Source organism: Nostoc punctiforme PCC 73102 (assembly GCF_000020025.1).
GTDB lineage: Bacteria > Cyanobacteriota > Cyanobacteriia > Cyanobacteriales > Nostocaceae > Nostoc > Nostoc punctiforme.
Genome location: NC_010628.1, coordinates 6,614,318 through 6,634,825, shown reverse-complemented (window position 1 = coordinate 6,634,825; position 20,508 = coordinate 6,614,318). Strand labels below are relative to the sequence as shown.

The following is a 20,508-nucleotide window of genomic DNA, read 5'->3' as shown; positions in this document are numbered from 1 at the left end:
GGATTGGGTATTGGCTATTACTGAGTATTCATTCTTCTCTCCTACTCCCGCAGCTTCCTGAGGAGCTGAGATACATGACAGTCAATGCAATAACTGTATTTTTTGTAGAAGACTCTGCTGAAGATAGAGCTTTGTATCGACGCTTCCTAGGACGGGACGATCGTTATTCAACAAGCCGAACTTTATCACAACCTCCAAATCCTCAACACTGAGTTAGAAGCCAAAGTACAAGAACGCACTGCCAAATTGCAAGAAAGCGATCGCCGATTCCGCGCTATCTTTAATAACACTTTCCAATTCACAGGATTGCTAAACAAGATATATCACTCATATTTGATTGCGTGAAAAAACTCCGTACAACTCAAAAAGCCTTCTTTCCTATTGCCTATTGCCCTTGCCTCTTGCCTTCCCACGCAAGTAAATATGGCTACGCTCCCGTGAGGGATACAAAAATCAAAGCGGATTCCTATATTGTATTAGCTTTTCATTCCCTCTTCAAAAGACAATTTACCGAGTTTGCTGTTGGCTAATGCTCAGGTTGCCCAATGGGAATTTCGATCGCAAACTCTGCTCCTTGCCCAACAGAAGAAGTGCAGGTAATATTTCCTCGGTGTTTTTGGACGATAATTTGATAGCTAATAGATAATCCTAGCCCACTACCTTTGCCCACAGGTTTTGTGGTAAAAAATGGGTCAAATAAACGCGATCGCAACGACTCTTCTATACCAGGACCATTATCTGCGATCGCAATTTTGATCGTATTTAAGTCTGTCACCTCTGTGTGAATCCTAATCTGGGGAGTAGGGAAGAGCCACTGCGGTTTTGAGGTTTCTCCAAGTGCAGGAACTGGCGTGTCCTCCCACGTAGAGCGACTCCCGTCAAGTGGTATTAGGGAATAAGGATTAAAAGATTGATTCCCCACTTTCTCTTCTATTGCATCGATAGCATTATTCAATAAATGCATAAATACTTGGTTTAGTTCACTCGCATAACAAGTAACTAGGGGCAAGTTACCATAATCTTTCACTACAATAATTGCGGGACGGTCTGCTGCTTCCCTGAGTCGATATTGTAACATCACCAAAGTGTTTTCGATATCTTCATGGATATTTACCCGCTTCATCTCTGCTTCGTCATGACGAGAAAAGTGTTGTAGCGCCAGCACAATTTCCCGAATGCGATCGGAGCCTCTATACATTGCACCTATGAGGTTTTGTAGATCCTTAATCATAAAATTTAGGTCTACATCTTGGGATATTTGCTGAATTTTTGGCGTAGGTTTAGGATATTCCTGTTGATAAACTTCAATTAGATTTACTAGGTCTTGCACATATTGACCAGCATATTGGAGATTACCATAAATAAAACTGATGGGATTATTAATTTCATGAGCCAGCCCAGCCACTAACTGCCCCAGCGCCACCATCTTTTCGTTCTGAATCTGTTGAACTTGAGCAGATTTTAAGTTATCAAGAGCTTCTTGTAATAAAAAGTTTTTTTCTTGCAGTCTAACTTGGAGCAAACGTAAATTAATCTGATTTTCAATTCGCAACACAACCTCTGCCCCATGAAAAGGTTTGGCAATATAATCTACACCACCAACATCAAAAGCTTTTACTTTATCTACAACATCATCCAGGGCGCTGATAAAAATCACTGGGACTTCACAAGTTTTATCGTCAGCCTTCAGTTGTTGACAAACTTGATAGCCATCCATCCCTGGCATATTGATATCCAGCAAAATCACATCCGGCAAAACCATTTGACATGCAGTGAGTGCCATTTTACCGTTTAAAGCTTTGCGAACTTCAAAACCTTGTGCAGTCAACATTGCCGATAAAAGCCTCAAATTATCTGGGGTATCATCGACCACCAAAATATTTTTTTTATGATGGTTAGTTTGATTGAAATGCATTATGTATCAAAAGCTATGCTTGTAATGATTGAGGATAGTAAATGCTTATTTGAAATTATCCTGATTTTTTGATCAATTTCACCAAAATACTTATATTTATAGTTTAGCTCCTACAGTGGCTAGAGAGTTTTATAAACTACCAAAGCTATTAGCCATTTATGAGCTTAGTGAACCTGATAGCCTGCTTAGAGCAGCTTATCTAGATAGCCCACACAGATAATCTAGCCGACGAACATCAACAATGAAATTCTTCTCAAGTGCTTAGTGGATAGCTACCATTGAGGTGCTACGGCAAGCAACTTAATAACCAATTGTTGTTCTATGGGTTCAGAAAACAGAAATCCTTGAGCGAAATTACAATTTAGGCTTCTCAACTGGGCTAATTGTTCTTCTGTTTCGACACCTTCAGCGATCGCACTCATGCCCATTGAATTGGCAATGCCAATCATTGCTGGTACTAGCCCCATATTTTCTTTATTATCCTGCATACGTTTGACAAAAGATTTATCAATTTTGAGTGCATTTAAAGGAAAGCTGTGCAGGTAACTTAAAGAAGAATATCCTGTACCAAAGTCATCCATAACCAACTTTATACTTCGCTGTTTTAGTTGTTGAAAAATTATCTTAATTGCATTAGTATTTTCCATAATTACACTTTCTGTTATTTCTAATTCTAAATATGTAGGATTTATTTTAGTTTCATAAATAATTCGGTCAATTTGTTCTACAAAATTGGGTTGTAAAAATAACCTAGCACTCAAATTGACACTAATCGTTAGAGGTTCTGGTGTCACTGGCTGATGTTGCCAGATGCTTAGTTGATGACAAGCTGACTGTAATACCCAAGTATTGATGGCATTAATCAAACCTGTTTCTTCTGCTACAGGAATAAATTCTGTAGGAGAAACTAGACCACGAGTTGGATGTTGCCAGCGCACCAATGCTTCAAATCCAGAAATTTTACCTGTAATTAAAGAAACAATTGGCTGATAATAAACGAGGAATTCTTGCCTTTCAACAGCCCTTCGGAGATCATTCTCTAATTCTAAAAGCTGAATAGCTTCCTGATGCATCGCTGGATTGAAAACATGATATTTAGCTCTTCCTTGAGCCTTAGCCCGATACATTGCCGTATCAGCATCCCGCAGCAAATACTCTGGGCGATCGTAATCTTTATTGCCCCAACTAATGCCAATACTGGCATTCATAAAGACTTCATATCTTGATAGTTTAAAAGCAAGTGATAGCTGTTGCAGAATCCTATCGGCAACTTGGATTGCTATATTGATATCCGTAATCTTTTCTAAGAGAATTCCAAATTCATCACCACCCAATCGTGCTAGAGTATCAATAGGTATGAGACACGCTTGCAGGCGACGAGCGATAGAAATCAGCAATTCATCTCCCACCAGATGACCAAGAGAATCGTTGACAACTTTGAAGCGATCGCAGTCTAAAAAAAGTACTGCAAACTGATAACTAGATTCTTGTTTTGCTCGATTTAGAGCATTGTCTAGTCTTCTCATAAACAACACTCGATTTGGTAATCCAGTCAGCGAATCATGCAGCGCTATATCTAATAGTTTACTTTGTAGTTTTTGGCGGGAATTGATTTCTTTTTGAAGTTTTTGGAGAGCTTTTTCTAGCTCCTCGGTTCGCTGTGTTACCCGATGTTCCAGTTCCACATTTAGTTTCAATATTTCTAATCGCGCTGACCTCAATGCCAGTTGATTTTTTACACGCACTAAAACTTCTTGAAACTCAAAAGGTTTGGTGATGTAGTCTACACCACCTACCCTAAAGGCTTTAACTTTGTCAAAAACATCATCTAAAGCGCTAATAAAAATCACCGGAATATCGGCTGTTAGCTCCCAAGCTTTAAATGCCTGACAAATTTCATAGCCATCTACTTCTGGCATCATAATATCGAGCAAAATCAGATCCGGCAATACTGTTTGAGTTGCTGTCAGTGCCATTTGCCAGTTCAAGGCTTTACGAACGTTATACCCTTCCCTTGCCAATATTGAGGATAAAACCCGCAGGTTGTCCGCCATATCGTCAACGATCAAAATATCTTTTTTATTAGGGTCTAAATGCTCGTAATTCATTCTACGTTCGTTCTAGTCAATTCCATAATTTTCTCAAACTGGTAGTTATTTGCTAAATCCCTGAGAACTTGCGATACCTGAACATTATCTGAGGAAATTTGCTTGATTAACTCTAAAATCAGTTCATCGCTACAGCTGGCTGCGGCATAGTGGATCTTTTGCAGCCACTCAGGTGACATTTGTGATAAATGACTCAGGAGTTCAGCAAAACTGACAAATATCTGTGTAGCTTGCTCGGCAACTGCTGTATTTGGCTTTTCTACTTGATTGGTATACTTTACACCCAGATGTTGGCTCAGTTTTTCCAATAATACTTCCTGTGTGAATGGCTTGCGAATAAAATCATCACAGCCAATAGATAAAATTTTCTGACGTTCTTCTTCAAAGGCGCTAGCAGTTAGGGCAATAACGATCGTGTGTTTATTCAAACAACCCTGCCCCGTCTCCAGCAAGTCGAAACAGGGAGCTAGGGCTTTTGGCGATCGCAAAATAGCCGCACCAGAAGCATCACGATTGTGTTCCATGACACCAGCTACTTCTGGCGTGGGAGAGGCTTTGTATACAGTTTTGAGAACCTCATAGTCACCTGAATTGCTTAACCCACCGTTAAAGTACTGACTCCCCGATGATGTCAGTTGTTTAAATTTTGGGAACCTCCGCAATCTATTGGCTGTCTCATACCCTACTTGTTTACCTTTAATTATTCTTGTAGCTTCGTAGCCGTCCATGATCGGCATTCGCATATCCATAAAAATTAAGTGTGGTTGCCAAGATTCCCAATTACTAACTGCTTCCACACCATCTGTAGCTTCCCTGACTTCAAAGCCCAGAGATGTCAGAATTTTAACTAGCAGTAAACGGCTTTCTTTAGCATCATCAACCACTAAGATGCGGTATGCTTTTTCAGTCGGCGCTAAAGATAGAATTTGAGATTTAATTTGGTTTATCGGCATTTCCCTCGGACAAGCTAAACCAATTTGAATATCAAAGGCAAATGTACTACCCATACCAGGAGTACTGCTGACTGTAATGTCTCCCCCCATCAGTTGCACGTATTTACGGCTAATTGCTAAACCTAGTCCTGTTCCCTGTTGAGATTTTCTACCGATTTCGGTTTGCTCAAAAGCCTCAAACAGCAAGCCAATTTCTTGTGGAGTAATACCGCAACCAGTGTCTTGTACCTCGAAAAAGAGGCGAGGGTTATAAGAAAGATTTTCCTCTTCCTGCTCCCATCTCAGCCGTAGAGTTACTCCGCCAATATCAGTAAATTTGATGGCATTCCCCAAGAGGTTGAGCAAGACTTGAAATAGTTTATTTTCATCGGTTTCTATGTACTGAGGAATGTCGTGTGCATACTCAAATACTAGTTGTAAGCTTTTAGATGCAGCACGCAAATACAGCATCTCTTCTAAGTTATTCAATAGATGAATTAAGTCAAAGCTACTGCGATTTAATGTGATTCTCCCAGCTTCGATTTTAGACATTTCTAGAATGTCGTTAATTAAGTTAAGTAGATGTTCGCCAGCACGATTAATAATTGCCAAATTTTCTTGATGTTCGCTAGATAGCGAATAATCTTGGCTCATAACTTGGGTGAAACCAAGAATGGCGTTGAGTGGAGTACGCAGTTCGTGGCTCATGTTCGCAAGGAATTCGCTTTTGGCGAGGTTGGCGGCGGCGCTTCGCGCTGCTTCGCGAACGGCTGCTTGCTGTTCTTGGGCAGCGATTTTTTGTGATTGAATTAGTTCTTCTTGGGTGGCTTGCAGTTGCTCAATCACTTGCTGGAACTCTTCAGTACGTTTTTTGACTTGAGCTTCTAAGGTGCGATTATATTCTGCTAATAAGTTTTCTGCTTGTTTGCGTTGGGTGATATCAAAAAAGGTAGCCATCGCAAAAGTCAAATTTCCCGATTCATCATAGATGGGCTTGCCCAAAACTTCAATGGGAATAATCTTGTCAATATGGCGAACTTCCATATCATCAATCCTGGTACTTTCCCCAAGCAATGCTCTCAAAATTGGTAGGCGATCGCTGGGGTAAAGTCGATCTGTGCCGGCAAGGTAAGCTTGATATACCTCTGACAATTGTTCGCCGCTCACTTCTGCGTAGACGCGTAGCGGTGAGGGGGTCGCAGTCTTGGCGGTTCCCGTCGTTAGCGTAGCGTTAGCGAGTCCTCGAGCGTCTTGCGACCCCCCGAACCCGTTGGCGCAGCCTCTCGTAGAGAAGGGCTTGTCCTTAGACATCGCTCCTCGATCAAGAATTTGCTGCCCAATATGATTTATGTAATAAGGTTTACCTTCAGCATCTATAATAAATACACCCACTGGCATAGCTTCTAAAAATTGAGTTAGCCGACTCTGACTTTCAGATAAAGCTTCATTTAAAACTTGCATTTGAGCATTCTTTGCCTCCAAAACACTGAAGGATGCTTGCAGTTGCTTTGCCATAGTTTCAAATGACTCGGCTAGTTCCCCCAATTCATCGGAGCGCTGAATTTCTGGGGTTTGCTCCCATTCACCTTGAGCAATTTTCTTCGCTGATGTGTTTAATTGTAAAATCGGCTTAATTACCCAGCGAGCAGTTAAAATCCCGATTCTTGTAGCTACTAAAAAAGCAACTATGCACAGCAAAACGGTAATGCGAGTGTTCTCATTAATTTGCTCCATAAATTCGCCTTCAGGAATCACCGCCACGATTAGCCAATCTAAACCCAGTTCATCCTTCCAACTTTTTACTTGTACAAAATAACGCATTCCATCGGCGCTAAAAATTAGCTGTTGCTTCCCCACAACAAACCCAAGACTGCCAAAGCGTTCGATCAAAGACTGGGTTGTGAGCCTAATTAAAGAGTTTCGACTTTCTAATGCCGAGCGACGTTTTATTTGACCATTAATGATGGTATATGGTGGTTCGGTAGAAGAAGCCACTATTAACCCAGAACGCTCTAAAATAAAAGTTTTACCCGATTGTTCGGTGTTTAATTTCGTTAAAAAGTTGCTGATTTGTGACAAGATTAAATCAACACTAATCACCCCAATAAGCTGATGATTTTTATTGTAAACAGGATAGCTGGAAGATATAGATAAAACTTCTGGTTTATCTTCCCATTGATAAATTTGACTCCAAACTGGTTTGCCTGCCTTGACTGCATCTGCATACCACGCTTCTACACGAGGATCGTAATCTTTAACTTGCTGAAGCTGACGACGATTTCCCTTCAAGTCTGAATCATAAATATAAAGTTTCCCAATACCATGCTGCTGACTAACTTCATTAACCAACAGCTTGCCATTATCTAAACGTTCAATACCGATAAATTCCCCTTTGGGGTTGGCAAAGCTGTTGTAGCCAACATTGAAAACCTGCATTTGTTTCCAAAAGTAATTTCCGGTAGTTTTAAAGTCAGACAGGTTGAGCATCCCTAGCTCAACCGCATCTAAGTTAATTTGATTTATTTGCTTCGGAGTTGTTAAATAGTTATTAAGATGCTGTTCAATGCGATCGCAGATTTCATTTTCTAATTGACTAGCAAGCTCTCTTACCGCCTTTTGTCCGTTTTGATACGAAAGATAGCCCACAAGTGCCACTGCCCCGCAAATTTGCAATATAAAGGGGACAATCAGAACATACTTTAGGGGCATCCTGGCGTAAACTCTGCCAACTAAGCAATTAAGAGATTTGACGGACTGAAGTTTGGATAACATTGTTGTTTAATTTTTCCCCAGCATATATTTGGGGCATTTTTGCTATGCCAGCTACATTTAATACCAAAAAAATTACGGTGTGTCATCACTTCGATCATGACATCTCTGAGAAAATGGAGTATAAAAAAAGCATTAAAAATTTTGTTCGGATACTTGTCTGACTAGTTAAGTTTCTCCAACCTCCAATTTTCAAATTTTGCGTAGGCGTAGGCGATTTGTAAACATTACGGCTTAATTCGCTCAGTTTTATTTGGTAATGTATCAGTACATTTCCTCAGAAAAACTTAAATTTACCCGATAAGTTACAGTATGCCATTCTAAAATTCAGGTTGCCATTAGCACCTAATCCTAAATTTAATTTCTAATTGCTGAGGTCTTGATTTTCCAGTCTTGAAACCTCTGGATTTCTACAAAAACCTCTATTTAACTACAACAATTTTAAAATTTTCATACAAATGCATAGTAATAACAAAAAAAATCCAAGAAAATTTACTTAGTGTTTTTTGTTGTAAACAAATGTTAATTTTATTATGGAAATATGTCAACTCCATCGCCGATTTGTAAAATTTTTCCGGCTGAGGATATAGGCAATTGGGTATTAACACTCAATCTGTAAAAGTGATTAAAAGGCGATGAAGCAACCCAATTAGGCAGAGTTGCTTGTCGCTGGGTTGCAAAGATTTTTTGAAAGCTTGGGTAAGCTTCGCCTGAGTAAGAATCGCGTGTTGGAACTATACAACGCTGGCATGGATTAGCCCCAAAAAAATCTACATCTCCAACTCGAAAGGAGACTAAATCACCTTGTTCGCTAAATAGCCGATCTTCCCAAAATGCTGGTACACCGTCAATCTCGATATTGGCACGCATCCGGCGGCGTATTTCATCTACACTTAAACCTGGAAACCAAGAAGCTACTTCTGTCAAAGTTGCTGTACTAATTACTGTTGGGCCTGGCGAGTGTGTATCGTCAGGAAAGCCCATTAGAGAGTTTTGCCTTAATGTAACAGCAAACTCAAAATAATTACTCAAAGTTGCTTCTAGGGCTTGCCGTTCCTCATCCAGATGAAAAACTTGTTGTGAGTTGCCGCCTGGGATTTGTAGCGAAATAGTTCTATTGAAAAGTGCAAATTGCACCCTTAGTAGATGGATTTTAGCATGACGCTTGCCATTGACAAATTTACCTCGTTCGTCAAAGATGGCAAACTCGCGGTCATGCTGTAGTGCGCCACTGGCAAGAACTCCAACCTTTTCAACTTCAACACCATCCAGTGATTTTACTGGATACAGTAGAATCTTGGCTAGGTAAGGCATCATAGCAATTTTAGATTTTAGATTTTAGATTGGGGACTGCTAAATCACCAATCTAAAATTATTTTGTTATTTATCCACCTTACTAATTTTGTTAATTTATGGATATAGTGGCGATTTATTTATTCTTCCGACATGATTTAAAGGCCAGAAGCGAACTACAGCCCATCCAATAAGATTCTGATGGGGGACAACACCCCAGCAGCGTCCATCGTAACTACTGTTACGATTATCACCTAGTACTAGGTATGAATCATCTGGTATAGTCTGGGGTTTTTCTAAAAAAGTGGCTGTGGTCCTGATTGGCAAACATCAATAACTGTGCTTTGCCCAGAACTGAGATAATTACCTTCTGGCAGTGGTTTGTTGTTAATATAAACCTTGCCATCTCTGAGTTGTACTTGTTCTCCAGGTAAGCCAATTACCCTTTTAATAAAAGCATCGTGATATTGTTCTTTTTGTAGCTCTTCAGTAAGTGAAAATACCACGATATCTCCACGCTGCGGGTCAGCAAATTTATATTTCAACTTATCGACAATGATTTTGTCCGCCTCCCACTGGTTTGGCGTACCATGCAGACTGGGTTCCATAGCACCAGAAGGAATCCAGCGAGCTTCGGTAAAAATAAGGATATATGTACCAATAATCCAGAAGACTAGTATTACAGTACCCTCAACAATGGTCTTACGGCTGATATTGGGCATATCATATTTTCTTTTACTTTCTTCTGGAAGCTAGCTGATTGCTCAAGCAAAGAATGTAATAGTCCTAAATTCTTCTTGAGCAAAAGCATCAAGCTAAATTATCCGTTATGGACTTGTTTGTGAATATGGTGGTACTTTATCTATTCCTCCAATATGATTTAGAGGCCAAAAGCGAACTACAGCCCGTCCAATAATATTCTGGCGAGGGACAACACCCCAACAGCGTCCATCATAACTATTATTACGATTGTCACCTAATACTAAGTATGAATCATCTGGTATAGTTTGGGGTTTTTCCAAAAAAGGTGGCTGTGGCCCTGATTGGCAAACATTAATAACTGTGCTTTGGCTAGGAGCGAGATAATTACCTTCTGGCAGGGGTTTGTTGTTAATATAGACCTTGCCATCTTTGAGTTGTACTTTTTCTCCAGGTAAGCCAATTACTCTTTTAATAAAAGCATCCTGATATTGTTCTTTTTGTAACTCTTTAGTGGGTGAAAATACTACGATATCTCCACGCTGCGGGTCAGCAAATTTATATTTCAACTTATCGACAATGATTTTGTCTGCTTCCCACTGGTTTGGCGTACCATGCAGAGTTGGTTCCATTGACCCAGAAGGGATCCAGCGTGCTTCAGCAACAAAGGTACGAATTCCCAGAGCTAGAACAATACTCAATACAATTGTTCTACCTAGCTCTGCGATCCAGGAATTATCAGGTTGTTGACTAGAGTTGTTATCAGACACTTGATTTTGCATGAAATTACTTAACTGAAGGAAAGATGTAGGTAATTAACTCGCCTAGTGAGACTTTATCTGTTAATCTTAACGGGAAAATTTTAATTTCCTGGTTATGTTCGCATCTTGACTACCAATCTTAGATTATTGATAAAGGGGGTTCTTCATAGATTAAAAATAAACTTTTTTTTAACGGTCAGCAAAAAAATTAGCACTCAGAGCGCGACTAAGTTTAACCTAAAAGCATAGTTATCTGTAATATATAGCTCCCTGCCTAAAAAAGTTAGCCTTATGTCATCTCCACAAATTTTACTGATCCGTCGCGCCTGCATAGTCCTACCCAATGGTGAAATGATGATTGGGGATGTGTTGACCCGTGATCGCCAAATAGTCGAAGTTGCGCCAGAAATCTCCCAAACAGCAGTAGTCACTGAAATTGACGCAGAAGGGTTAACTTTGTTGCCGGGAGTGATCGATCCGCAGGTACATTTCCGGGAACCTGGCTTAGAACACAAGGAAGATTTATTCACCGCTAGTTGTGCCTGCGCTAAAGGTGGAGTCACTTCTTTTTTAGAAATGCCTAATACGCGCCCCCTAACAACGACACAGCAAGCTTTGGACGACAAGCTAGAACGGGCCTCACAAAAGTCCTTGGTTAATTATGGCTTTTTTATTGGGGCAACAGCAGAGAATCTTCCAGACTTGCTTTTGGCCAAGCCCACACCAGGAATTAAGATTTTCATGGGGTCGATGCACGGTCAATTGCTAGTTGATGGTGAAACAACATTGGAGACGATATTTGCTAAAGGCGATCGCTTGATTGCTGTTCATGCCGAAGACCAAGCTAGAATCAACCAACGTCGCCAAGAATTTGCCAACATTCACGATCCAGCCGTTCACTCGCAAATTCAAGATAATCAAGCGGCTTTGTTGGCAACCCAACTGGTATTAAAACTTTCTCAAAAATATCACCGTCGTCTGCATATTCTTCACATGTCAACAGCCGAAGAAGCAGATTTACTGCGTCAGGAGAAACCTAGTTGGGTGACAGCAGAGGTAACGCCACAGCATTTGGTGTTGAACACCAGTGCTTATGAAAAGATTGGTACTTTAGCACAGATGAATCCACCTTTGCGATCGCCCCACGATAACGAAGTCCTTTGGCAAGCTTTACGCGATGGCGTGATTGATTTCATCGCTACAGATCACGCACCCCACACCTTAGAAGAAAAAGCTCAAGAATACCCCAATAGTCCTTCAGGAATGCCTGGGGTGGAAACTTCCCTAGCTTTGATGTTAACTGCGGCGATGGAGGGAAAGTGTACTGTTTCCCAAGTTGTCAACTGGATGTCTAAGAATGTAGCTGTGGCTTATGGTATTCCCAATAAAGGAGTGATCGCACCTGGTTATGATGCCGATTTAGTGCTTGTAGATTTAAATACATACCGTCCAGTCCGGCGCGAGGAACTTTTAACCAAATGCCATTGGAGCCCCTTTGAAGGCTGGAACCTCACCGGCTGGGCTACAACAACCATTGTCGGCGGTGAAATAGTTTATGACAAAGGCCAGGTAAATACGCAAGTCCGGGGTCAAGCTTTAACTTTCTTGTAGCAAATATTTATTTAAGCTTACGTAGTAGACTGATAATTATACATCGAAGCCATACTTGAACAGGCAAGATTTTCATCTATCCATAGTTAAGACTAGACTAAAGCGGTTTGGTTAAAGCTAAAAGATGAAAATCTTTGTTTTTGCTTCTTTACCCTTTTAACCAAAGGGTATTGACTTGTTGCTGTATCAGAAATTGCAACATAAAACTCTAAATTTATTTATAAGTGTTTGAAGTCAAATCTTCAATAACTCCCTCCTTACGGCTATAAGATTATCTATTTAATCTTCGTTTTCCCTGTTTGGTGTACCTTCTTTAACGAGATATTGTGCGTACCTTTATGGGAAAGCAAGATATACATAGTGTCTCATAGTGAAGGCGGTTCGTTAAATCTTAGAGTTGGATAGCAGTAAACAAAATGAAACTGAATTGCGACCAATCTCATAATATATGACCTTCATCCAGGTCATGTATTTACCAGAGACTATGCCCAAAAAGATAACCGTAGAAATAATCAAGGAGAATTGCTATGTCCTTCAAAATTTTAGCTTTAGATGGTGGCGGTATTCGGGGAGTTATTGCAGCCCGAATTCTTAAACAAGTAGAACAAGAAATTATAAATCAGGGTAAAGGCAACTTCTTACACGAATACTTTGACCTCATTGCTGGCACTTCTACTGGTTCAATATTGACAGGGGGGATTGCTGTAGGAAAGACAAGTGATGAACTTATTAAACTGTATAGAGATAGAGGTAAAGATATCTTTCCGCCGAATAGAAAAGAACTCTATAAAAACTTACCGTCAATCATCAAATCAATTCTTGATGTATTTTCAACATCTAAATATTCTCATGATGGAATTATTAGTGTCCTCAAAGATTCTTATAAATACACAAGAATAAAAGATATTGAAAAACCTATTATCTTGATTCTGGCTTACGATACGCTATATCGTAATACAACCTTTTTTACAAACTGTCATCCCGATCTAGGAGATAGATGGTACGATGACTGTTGTTTATGGGAGATATGTACCGCTTCTGCCTCAGCACCTACTTTTTTCCCACCATATAAATTAGAACCTAGAGATAAAGAAAAGTTTGGTGATTGGGAATTTCCACACATTGATGGAGGAGTTTCTGCTAACAATCCCTGTCTCGCAGCTTTGAGTTTAGCTATGAGGGTCAGTCAGTCTTCAGTGTCTCCAGAAATAAAGCAAAAATATAAACTAAATAATCTGCGATTGGAAGATATTTCTATCCTTTCTATTGGCACAGGTCAAACTGGTGAACCATATCAATATAAACAAATAAGTAAATGGAAAGGCTTAGACTGGGTACAAAATCTGACTAATATCTTTATGGAACCTACATCGGAGATTGATAGCACAATTTGCCGACAAATCATGGGTGGATACGAGTCTAAGCGTTACTTACGTCTTCAGTTTGAATTAAATGAGACATTCAAACCTAAGCCAAAAGAAACTTATAAAGATCCTCGTATTGTATTACATCCAGAAGATCGAAAAAACCGATTTACAGGTAAAAAAGTTACTCAAGAAATAGATAATAGTAGTCCAGAGATTATTCAGCAGTTAATAGATACTACCTCGGCATTCATCGATCAAGGTCTTACGTACTATACCAGAGATGACTCTGGCTTACCGATAAAAAAGGCGATCGCTTCTTTCATTAGAGAAAACTAGTGTATCCACGTAGATATATTAATGTCAACTAACATAAGATAAAACATCTCGTATTTTTACATAACTATCATAAAAATACGAGATGTTTTATTTAAAGCTGCTATCAGTGATAATTACAGATGTCAACCGAAAAATTTATTGGTATTTACAATTACTTAAATTAATTTTTTAACTATTATATAAATCAGTATTATTGTGTATATATTGTGACTTTAATTCGGCTATATTGAGTATAAGGAAAAGTTAGATAACTTCTAGATAGCTTGATGTTGTTTAACTTTTTTCTACTAGCTTTGACTGCTAAATAATCCAGATTTGTTCTCTTAATGAGAGTAGAGAACCAATCAGGCTAAATCAAGCTGACTAACTGCTGCAAAAACTCTCATTTAACCCAACAACAGTTTACCTTTTCTTAATTCATACACTATCTAAATCAGTTTTTTAACTGAATTATTGCAGCAATAAAGCTGCTGTTACAAAATTTTTTCACTTATTTTGGGTTGAGATAACAATGTTAGTGATTTACAGTGGTGAGCGTGGTAGTGGCAGATAGAAGGAGTGTGAAGTTCTCCCTCAACTATTAACAAAAATTTTTAGTGTTGCGATCTAAAAAAGTGAAATTTCTTGTACTTCGGTCGGGATATGAGCCTAGAGAGCAGCAATGGTTTCGCTAAGGGCACAATTGAATGGTATGAGTTCGGCTTGACGAGTACCCCCATTCCCATAAGTCAAATTCACACTTAGATAACTATCTGGTTTGTAGGGCAATCGTTCCGCCCATTCAACTGCCACAATTCCTGGTATGACCTCAATACCTTCCCAATAACTTTCTAAATTTAGGGCTGCAACTTCTTGTGGTTCTAAGCGATATAAATCTAAGTGGTAAAGGGGGAGCCGTCCTTCTGTGTACTCATTAATCAGGGTGAAAGTGGGACTGACAATAGATTCAGCGATTCCCAAACCCTTACCAATACCTTGAACTAAGGTAGTTTTACCCGCGCCTAAATCACCTTTTAGTAAAATTGCACTGCCCGCAGTTAGGGATTCGCCGAGAGTAATACCTAAGTGTAGCGTCGCCTCTGTATCTGCAAGAAAAATTTTCATAACCGAGTCAAGACGTGATATTTCTCCTTTTTCCATAATGACCTCTACCGTACCACCGCAACAATACTTGTGCTAGTTTCTGCGGATTGTGACGGACAAAACCCGTTTCATCTTCATATAAAACATTAGCTGCAACAATCCTTCGCCCTAGCAGAGTTACGGCTTCTCTATCTAGGAAAACGGGATGGGAGTTTTGTTCGGCGTAGCGGATGAGTGATTGCTCTGAGGGAGATTTTTTGTGGATTAGCACAGCATCAAATAGCCGTCTTTCCCCACAAGCAGCATCAATAGCTCTAATGTGATCTGCAACAGTGTAGCCTTCAGTTTCTCCCGGCTGAGTCATGATATTGCAGATATAAATACGGGGGGCATCTGTTTGAGCGATCGCATCGGCAATTTCTGGTACTAATAAATTAGGAATGAGACTTGTATAAAGACTACCTGGCCCAATAATGATGTAATCAGCTTCTTTAATTGCTTTAATCGCTGCTGGCACTGCCGGAGGATTATCAGGAATACAGCCAATTTTGACAATTTTCCCTCCAGCTTTGGGAATGCTAGACTCCCCCTCAATGCGGCGACCATCGGTTAATTCAGCCCAGAGGCGAACATCACTGAGAGTTGCCGGTAGTACTTGTCCTCGTACCGCTAGCACCTTAGAACTGGCTGCAACCGCTTGTTCTAAATCTCCAGTAATATCACTCATTGCCGTTAAAAACAAATTGCCAAAACTGTGACCCGTTAACCCATCTCCAGCTCGAAAACGGTATTGAAACAATTCTGTTAATAACTTTTCTTCATCTGCTAGTGCAGCCAAACAATTGCGAATATCCCCTGGTGGTAACACTCCAAATTCTTGACGCAACCGCCCAGAAGATCCACCATCATCGGCGACAGTGACAATAGCAGTAATATTAGCGCTGTAGGTTTTTAGTCCCCTCAACAACGTAGAAAGCCCCGTACCACCACCAATTACAACTATTTTCGGGCCTCGGTACAGTCGATGATGTGCCAGCAAGACATCGATGAGTTCTTCTCCGCCTTCTGCCCTTAGTACCTTAGTAATTGAGCCGACAGTACGAGTTTGTCCCCAAAGCACTAACAGCAATCCCCCAAGCAGCACCAAAGGCCCACTGATATAGTTGGGTAAGATGTTGGTGATTACTCCAAGGAAACCTCTAAACAACTCAATCATCCAAAAAATTGGGGTCAGCTTGATCCAAATAGCTAACCCCAAACTCGCCAGCAGTACACCCCCAATACTTATCAACAACCAACGTTTTACCGATAGTCCAGGCGATAACCATTTGAACCACTGGTTAACCCGGTAGGAAGTTCGAGAACGCGACTGCTTTTGCAGGGCGTTGAGGGCTTGTCTGAGAAAACCAATTGACATACCTGATTTACAGCAGTGCTACAAACAATAATTAACAGAAAATGTACACCACTTGGTTTTTAACACTAGGCGTGAAACTATTATATTTGTCAATTCCATTAGACTAAGAGCGAGTGGTCAAGATTGCCAGTATTCCTAGTTAAACAATACCCTGGTTTAGTAAAAGTGAATTGAATGGAAAAACGAATTTTAGGATTAGATCCAGGACTGGCAACTTTAGGGTTTGGGGTAATTACCTGCACACAAATTGCCAACAAGGTGCCAGAAACTACAGTCAATATGCTGGATTTCGGGGTAATTAAAACGTCAGCAGATGTAGAAATGGGACTGAGGCTATGTACGTTGTTTGATGATTTACACACTGTGATGGAGGAATTTCAACCAGATTTAGTTGCGATCGAGAAACTATTCTTCTATCGGATGTCAAGTACAATTTTGGTTGCACAGGCGCGGGGTGTATTAATTTTGGTGTTGGGCCAGCGTCGTCTTCCTTATGTAGAGTTTACTCCGGCTCAAATTAAACAAGCTTTAACGGGATATGGCAATGCAGATAAGTTAGATGTGCAAGAGGCGGTAGCACGGGAGTTAGATTTAGATGAAATTCCCAAGCCAGATGATGCTGCTGATGCTTTGGCAGTGGCTTTAACGGCTTCTTATCAGCTGTAAACTTGTACATAAACAATAAAGTTCTTTACTGGTTCGTAAAGTTCTTTACTGGTTCGTAAAGTCCTTTACTAACTGTCACAGAGTAAAAATACTTACGACACGATTGGTACGAGCGTAGGCGTAGCCCGCCGTAGGCATCGCTTGTAATCAGTTATGTTCTTTTAGAGGATTATCCAAATACATGAACCTATCCTACTAATAATATTTGTGCTACAAAGCTTAAGCTTGTTGAGAAATAAAAACGAAAAATCAAGGTTTTCAAGCACATTTTACGAAAGGAACTAGGAATTTTTAGAATAGTCTGTATTACGTACTATGACTTCAAAATCATCACACAGTTTATTGACCAAATCTTCCATTTCCTTGAAAAAATAATCTCCAACTTGCCGCCGATTTAAGATTTTGTACTTACGGTAGATTTTGGCAAAGTCATCATAGATTTCATCTTCTGAAACATTTGATTTAATTTTAATCATCAACCGTTTGCCCTCATCGCAATTTTGCACATAGTCAAACAAGGCGCTAATTTTTAATTCAAATTCTTGAATGCGTTCTCCCTTTAGGTCTTCTTGCTCGTTACGGGCTTCAATGATAGCTAAGATATCAAATTGATAGTTATTGCTAGTCGGTTCTTTGCCTTCCGCGACTTTAGTTATTTTCTTTTTCTTCGGCTCAGGCTCTTGGGTTTCGACTTCGATAATGCCAATTTGATTATCAAAATAAACCTCGATTGCATCTTTGATATCATCAGTACGGTGCAGCCTATTATAAATGTTATTGAAGAAACGCAGAAATTCTAGGAGGCTAGGTTCGCTGTATTTTGCATCTAGTGTTATTACATACTCAATCCGGTTGAGGATGGTAAAATACTGGCCTGCCTTAGCTTTGACATCAGCAGTGTGTTTAGGATTTGCGGCAATATACTTTTCGATGCTGCTTTCTAAATCGAGGTAGCTCTCTGGATTGTTATGTTTCGCATTATCATTGAATGTTCTGAGAAAAGTCTCAAAGAATTCTGTGTAGACTCCAGACTTTTTCAATTCTGCAAACAGGATTTCTAAAACTCGTTTATCGCTAAAGGGGTCGAAGTCGCTAACAACGACATCGGAAAAATGCTCGAAGGCATCTTTGATATTTTGCACGTTGACGTTGTTATAGGAAAAGTCAACGATTTTGCAGTCATTTTTATATTTAGCAGTGCGATCTACCCGTGAGATAGCTTGAATTGCGGCAATACCTTTAATTTCTTTATCTAAAAATAGGGTATGTAGCCTTTTTTCGTCAAATCCGGTTTGCAGTTTGGCTACGACGATGATTAAGCCGTTTTTCTTGAGAGCAAAGCTTTCTAAGACTTTTTCCTCAGTCAGTCCATTGTTTAGCCCTGTGGCGTTTTGTTCGTCTTGGTTGCTGGAATAGACTACATGAATAGGTGCATCGGTATATTTGGCATATTTAGGCTGTTTAACCAGTTCGTTGAAATGTTGCGTAACTGCTTGTTTGTAGGCGATCGCAGCTTTAATAGAATATACCGCTAACATGGCTTTACCTGTACCCCGAATTTGCCGATAAACGTCTTTAACCAGCAAGTCAGCGATATATTGAGCTATGGCATTAATGCGATCGCGGTTTTCGTAAATTTGCTTTTTATCTGCGTCTTTATAATTGGGTTCCTCGAAGCCTTCTAATTCGTTAGTGGGGATGTCGAACAGCATCTTGGAGGCGACGGGGACAATATTTTTCAGGGGATTGAGAATGAAGCCGTCTTCAATGGCTTCCTTCATGGTGTAGGAATCGAAGGGAACCCAGAGTTTTTCGCTTTCGGCGTAACCACTAAATTCCCCAAAGCGGGCGAGGGTGTGGTCATCGGGGGTGGCTGTGAAACCGACAATCAGGTTTTTCTTGGTGCGGGTTTGGTTGTATTGAGTTTGTTGATCGAAGGGGGTTTGGAGTTCGTCGAAAATGTTGACCATTTCTTCGTGCTGGTCGCCACTGTTGGAGCGGTGGATTTCGTCAATTAAGAAGACGATGCGGAGTTGGGCGAGTTTTTGCAGGGTGTCTGCATCGAGCATTTCTCGCACTGCGCCAAATTTTTGCAGATTGACGATAACTAAACGGGTGTCGGATTGGAGTGCATCCTGAAAAGTTTTTTTATTATTTGCCTCAATATACATCCGGTTGTCGATGTTCATGTTTAACATTTTGGAGTCGATTTGGCTGCGGAGTTGCAAGCGATCAACCACAATCATGATTTTGTCGTAGACGTATTGACCATTGCGGCGTAAATCCTTCAGTTGTAAAGCTGTCCAGCCGATGATGTTGGATTTGCCAAAGCCAGCCGCATATTGTAGTAGTAAAGAATAGACATTTTTATTGTTAGCGTAAGCTTTGCGTTTTTCGATTAATTCAGCGCGTTTGCTGGGGGAAACGTGGGCTAGCTGTTGTTCTAGTTGGTGAATAAAATAATCGTCTTCGGCTTCATGTTCTAAAAATTCGTCAATTTTATTCAGAATTTTATCAGTGCCAAATTTTTGTTTGGGACGGGGTGAGATGAGATGTCCTAATTCATTTTTAAGTTCCTTTTTACCTTTGAGAACATATACGTCACGCTCGATAAAATTGTAGTACAGAATTTCTTTTTCAATGAAGCTTTTGCCATAGTGGACGGTAAAAAGTTCTTTGAGTTTATCTTTTTTATCCGCGTCAGTATTTAGCAGTGGATAGGGTTTAAAGGTTTTGACTGCCCTTTTTTCGTAGTCTTCGCGGTCGTATTTACCTTCACGACAAGTGGTGAGGATTTCTTCAAAAAAATGGTCGATAGTGCGAATGACATAAGTTTCGGCTATGTCAGTGCTAGTAATATGGATGGCTTTTTCAAAGATTTTGAGGAAGTCTTTGCGATAGTGGTCTTTTTCTTTGTCGCTCAGATGGGGATTATTGTCGAAGGTTTCGTAATAGACTTTAACGGCTTCAAAGTAGTCTTTAATGACTTTACCACGTCCGTTTTTACGGGCTGTTTGGTTGGTGAGGTTGGATTTTAGCTCGCTGTAACCCAGGTAAATACCATTAATAAATAAGCAGATATCGGGACGGAAGGAGAAGATTTGTTTGCCTTGATATATGTATTTGTAGGGTAGTTCTTGGACAACAGAAAATATATTTTGCTCAAATAGGTTACTATTGTGAATTATGCTGTCATCTGTGTAAAATAGATAGAGCTTGATGCCTTGTAGAGTTACGGATTTATTGGCATTAATAAATAACGCCATATTGCGGCTGCTGGCGATACGTTCTTGAATTAATTCGATTAGTTCTGCTAAAAGTTTTTGGGCGTTGTTGTTATATTTTTTGAGTAGGATTTCGTAGGGTTTTTGGTTGAGTTCGGTGGTGGAAATGAAGGCTTGGAGGTCTTCTTCGATGATCAGGCAATTGGTGATGGTGTTGGGTTTTACTTCTTGGTAGCCTAATTCATTGCGGAAAAATGGGATGAGAAATCTATCTTGCAGATGCAGTTCGCTCATATATGGATAACTGTAGGCTAGATGGGATGGACT

12 protein-coding genes and 1 pseudogene are annotated in these 20,508 nt (G+C 40.0%); 4 read left to right on the top strand and 9 right to left on the bottom strand.

Annotated features, from left to right (window positions below):
• Positions 1–74: 74 nt before the first annotated feature.
• On the top strand, positions 75–212 hold the full coding sequence (locus tag NPUN_RS42135) for a hypothetical protein (protein ID WP_167315664.1): 138 nt from the start codon (positions 75–77) through the stop codon (positions 210–212).
• A 314-nt stretch (positions 213–526) separates the two neighbouring features.
• Here NPUN_RS42135 and NPUN_RS27125 read toward each other — a convergent pair whose 3' ends face one another.
• The 6 genes and pseudogenes from NPUN_RS27125 to lepB (NPUN_RS27100) all read right to left on the bottom strand — a co-directional run bounded on the left by NPUN_RS27125 (position 527) and on the right by lepB (NPUN_RS27100) (position 10,498).
• Positions 527–1,915: a hybrid sensor histidine kinase/response regulator gene (locus NPUN_RS27125; RefSeq protein WP_012411625.1), complete on the bottom strand. Its 1,389-nt coding sequence runs from the start codon at positions 1,913–1,915 to the stop codon at positions 527–529.
• Positions 1,916–2,187: 272 nt separating this feature from the next.
• On the bottom strand, positions 2,188–4,023 hold the full coding sequence (locus NPUN_RS27120; protein ID WP_012411624.1) for a two-component system response regulator: 1,836 nt from the start codon (positions 4,021–4,023) through the stop codon (positions 2,188–2,190).
• Entirely contained in the window at positions 4,020–7,727 is a 3,708-nt protein-coding gene (locus NPUN_RS43650; RefSeq protein ID WP_012411623.1) for an ATP-binding protein, read from the bottom strand. Before NPUN_RS43650 ends, NPUN_RS27120 begins: the two co-directional genes overlap by 4 nt.
• A gap of 528 nt (positions 7,728–8,255) precedes the next feature.
• Entirely contained in the window at positions 8,256–9,038 is a 783-nt protein-coding gene (locus NPUN_RS27110; protein ID WP_041566443.1) for an MOSC domain-containing protein, read from the bottom strand.
• A 96-nt stretch (positions 9,039–9,134) separates the two neighbouring features.
• Positions 9,135–9,739, bottom strand: a pseudogene (gene lepB, locus NPUN_RS27105) (signal peptidase I).
• Positions 9,740–9,844: 105 nt separating this feature from the next.
• Entirely contained in the window at positions 9,845–10,498 is a 654-nt protein-coding gene (gene lepB, locus NPUN_RS27100) for a signal peptidase I (protein ID WP_012411621.1), read from the bottom strand.
• A 270-nt stretch (positions 10,499–10,768) separates the two neighbouring features.
• On the opposite strand from lepB (NPUN_RS27100), the gene NPUN_RS27095 reads away from it, so the two are divergent.
• Positions 10,769–12,088 carry a dihydroorotase gene (locus NPUN_RS27095; protein WP_012411620.1) on the top strand — a complete coding sequence of 440 codons (1,320 nt, stop codon included), beginning with the start codon at positions 10,769–10,771 and terminating at the stop codon, positions 12,086–12,088.
• A gap of 527 nt (positions 12,089–12,615) precedes the next feature.
• Positions 12,616–13,791 (top strand): patatin-like phospholipase family protein, encoded by a 1,176-nt coding sequence (locus tag NPUN_RS27090; protein ID WP_012411619.1) that lies wholly within the window; start codon positions 12,616–12,618, stop codon positions 13,789–13,791.
• Positions 13,792–14,439: 648 nt separating this feature from the next.
• On the opposite strand, the gene tsaE is transcribed toward NPUN_RS27090, so the two are convergent.
• Positions 14,440–14,895, bottom strand: coding sequence for a tRNA (adenosine(37)-N6)-threonylcarbamoyltransferase complex ATPase subunit type 1 TsaE (gene tsaE / locus NPUN_RS27085; RefSeq protein ID WP_041565661.1), 456 nt, complete (start codon positions 14,893–14,895; stop codon positions 14,440–14,442).
• 7 nt (positions 14,896–14,902) lie between these two features.
• A complete protein-coding gene (locus NPUN_RS27080) occupies positions 14,903–16,291 on the bottom strand; it encodes a gluconeogenesis factor YvcK family protein (RefSeq protein ID WP_012411617.1) in 1,389 nt (462 codons plus the stop codon).
• 174 nt (positions 16,292–16,465) lie between these two features.
• Between NPUN_RS27080 and ruvC the strand changes: the two genes are divergently transcribed.
• The gene (ruvC, locus tag NPUN_RS27075) at positions 16,466–16,957 is read left to right on the top strand and encodes a crossover junction endodeoxyribonuclease RuvC (protein WP_012411616.1); all 492 of its coding nucleotides are present in this window, start codon (positions 16,466–16,468) and stop codon (positions 16,955–16,957) included.
• Between the two features lie 281 nt (positions 16,958–17,238).
• Here the strand turns inward: ruvC and NPUN_RS27070 are convergent, their stop codons facing one another.
• Positions 17,239–20,475: a DEAD/DEAH box helicase family protein gene (locus tag NPUN_RS27070; RefSeq protein ID WP_012411615.1), complete on the bottom strand. Its 3,237-nt coding sequence runs from the start codon at positions 20,473–20,475 to the stop codon at positions 17,239–17,241.
• Positions 20,476–20,508: the final 33 nt, after the last annotated feature.

Excerpts from the sequence above, each read along its gene's own strand:
- NPUN_RS42135 (WP_167315664.1), top strand. The coding sequence starts at position 75 with ATGACAGTCAATGCAATAACTGTATTTTTTGTAGAAGACTCTGCTGAA.
- NPUN_RS27125 (WP_012411625.1), bottom strand. The coding sequence starts at position 1,915 with ATGCATTTCAATCAAACTAACCATCATAAAAAAAATATTTTGGTGGTC.
- NPUN_RS27120 (WP_012411624.1), bottom strand. The coding sequence starts at position 4,023 with ATGAATTACGAGCATTTAGACCCTAATAAAAAAGATATTTTGATCGTT.
- NPUN_RS43650 (WP_012411623.1), bottom strand. The coding sequence starts at position 7,727 with ATGTTATCCAAACTTCAGTCCGTCAAATCTCTTAATTGCTTAGTTGGC.
- NPUN_RS27110 (WP_041566443.1), bottom strand. The coding sequence starts at position 9,038 with ATGCCTTACCTAGCCAAGATTCTACTGTATCCAGTAAAATCACTGGAT.
- lepB (WP_012411621.1), bottom strand. The coding sequence starts at position 10,498 with ATGCAAAATCAAGTGTCTGATAACAACTCTAGTCAACAACCTGATAAT.
- NPUN_RS27095 (WP_012411620.1), top strand. The coding sequence starts at position 10,769 with ATGTCATCTCCACAAATTTTACTGATCCGTCGCGCCTGCATAGTCCTA.
- NPUN_RS27090 (WP_012411619.1), top strand. The coding sequence starts at position 12,616 with ATGTCCTTCAAAATTTTAGCTTTAGATGGTGGCGGTATTCGGGGAGTT.
- tsaE (WP_041565661.1), bottom strand. The coding sequence starts at position 14,895 with ATGAAAATTTTTCTTGCAGATACAGAGGCGACGCTACACTTAGGTATT.
- NPUN_RS27080 (WP_012411617.1), bottom strand. The coding sequence starts at position 16,291 with ATGTCAATTGGTTTTCTCAGACAAGCCCTCAACGCCCTGCAAAAGCAG.
- ruvC (WP_012411616.1), top strand. The coding sequence starts at position 16,466 with ATGGAAAAACGAATTTTAGGATTAGATCCAGGACTGGCAACTTTAGGG.
- NPUN_RS27070 (WP_012411615.1), bottom strand. The coding sequence starts at position 20,475 with ATGAGCGAACTGCATCTGCAAGATAGATTTCTCATCCCATTTTTCCGC.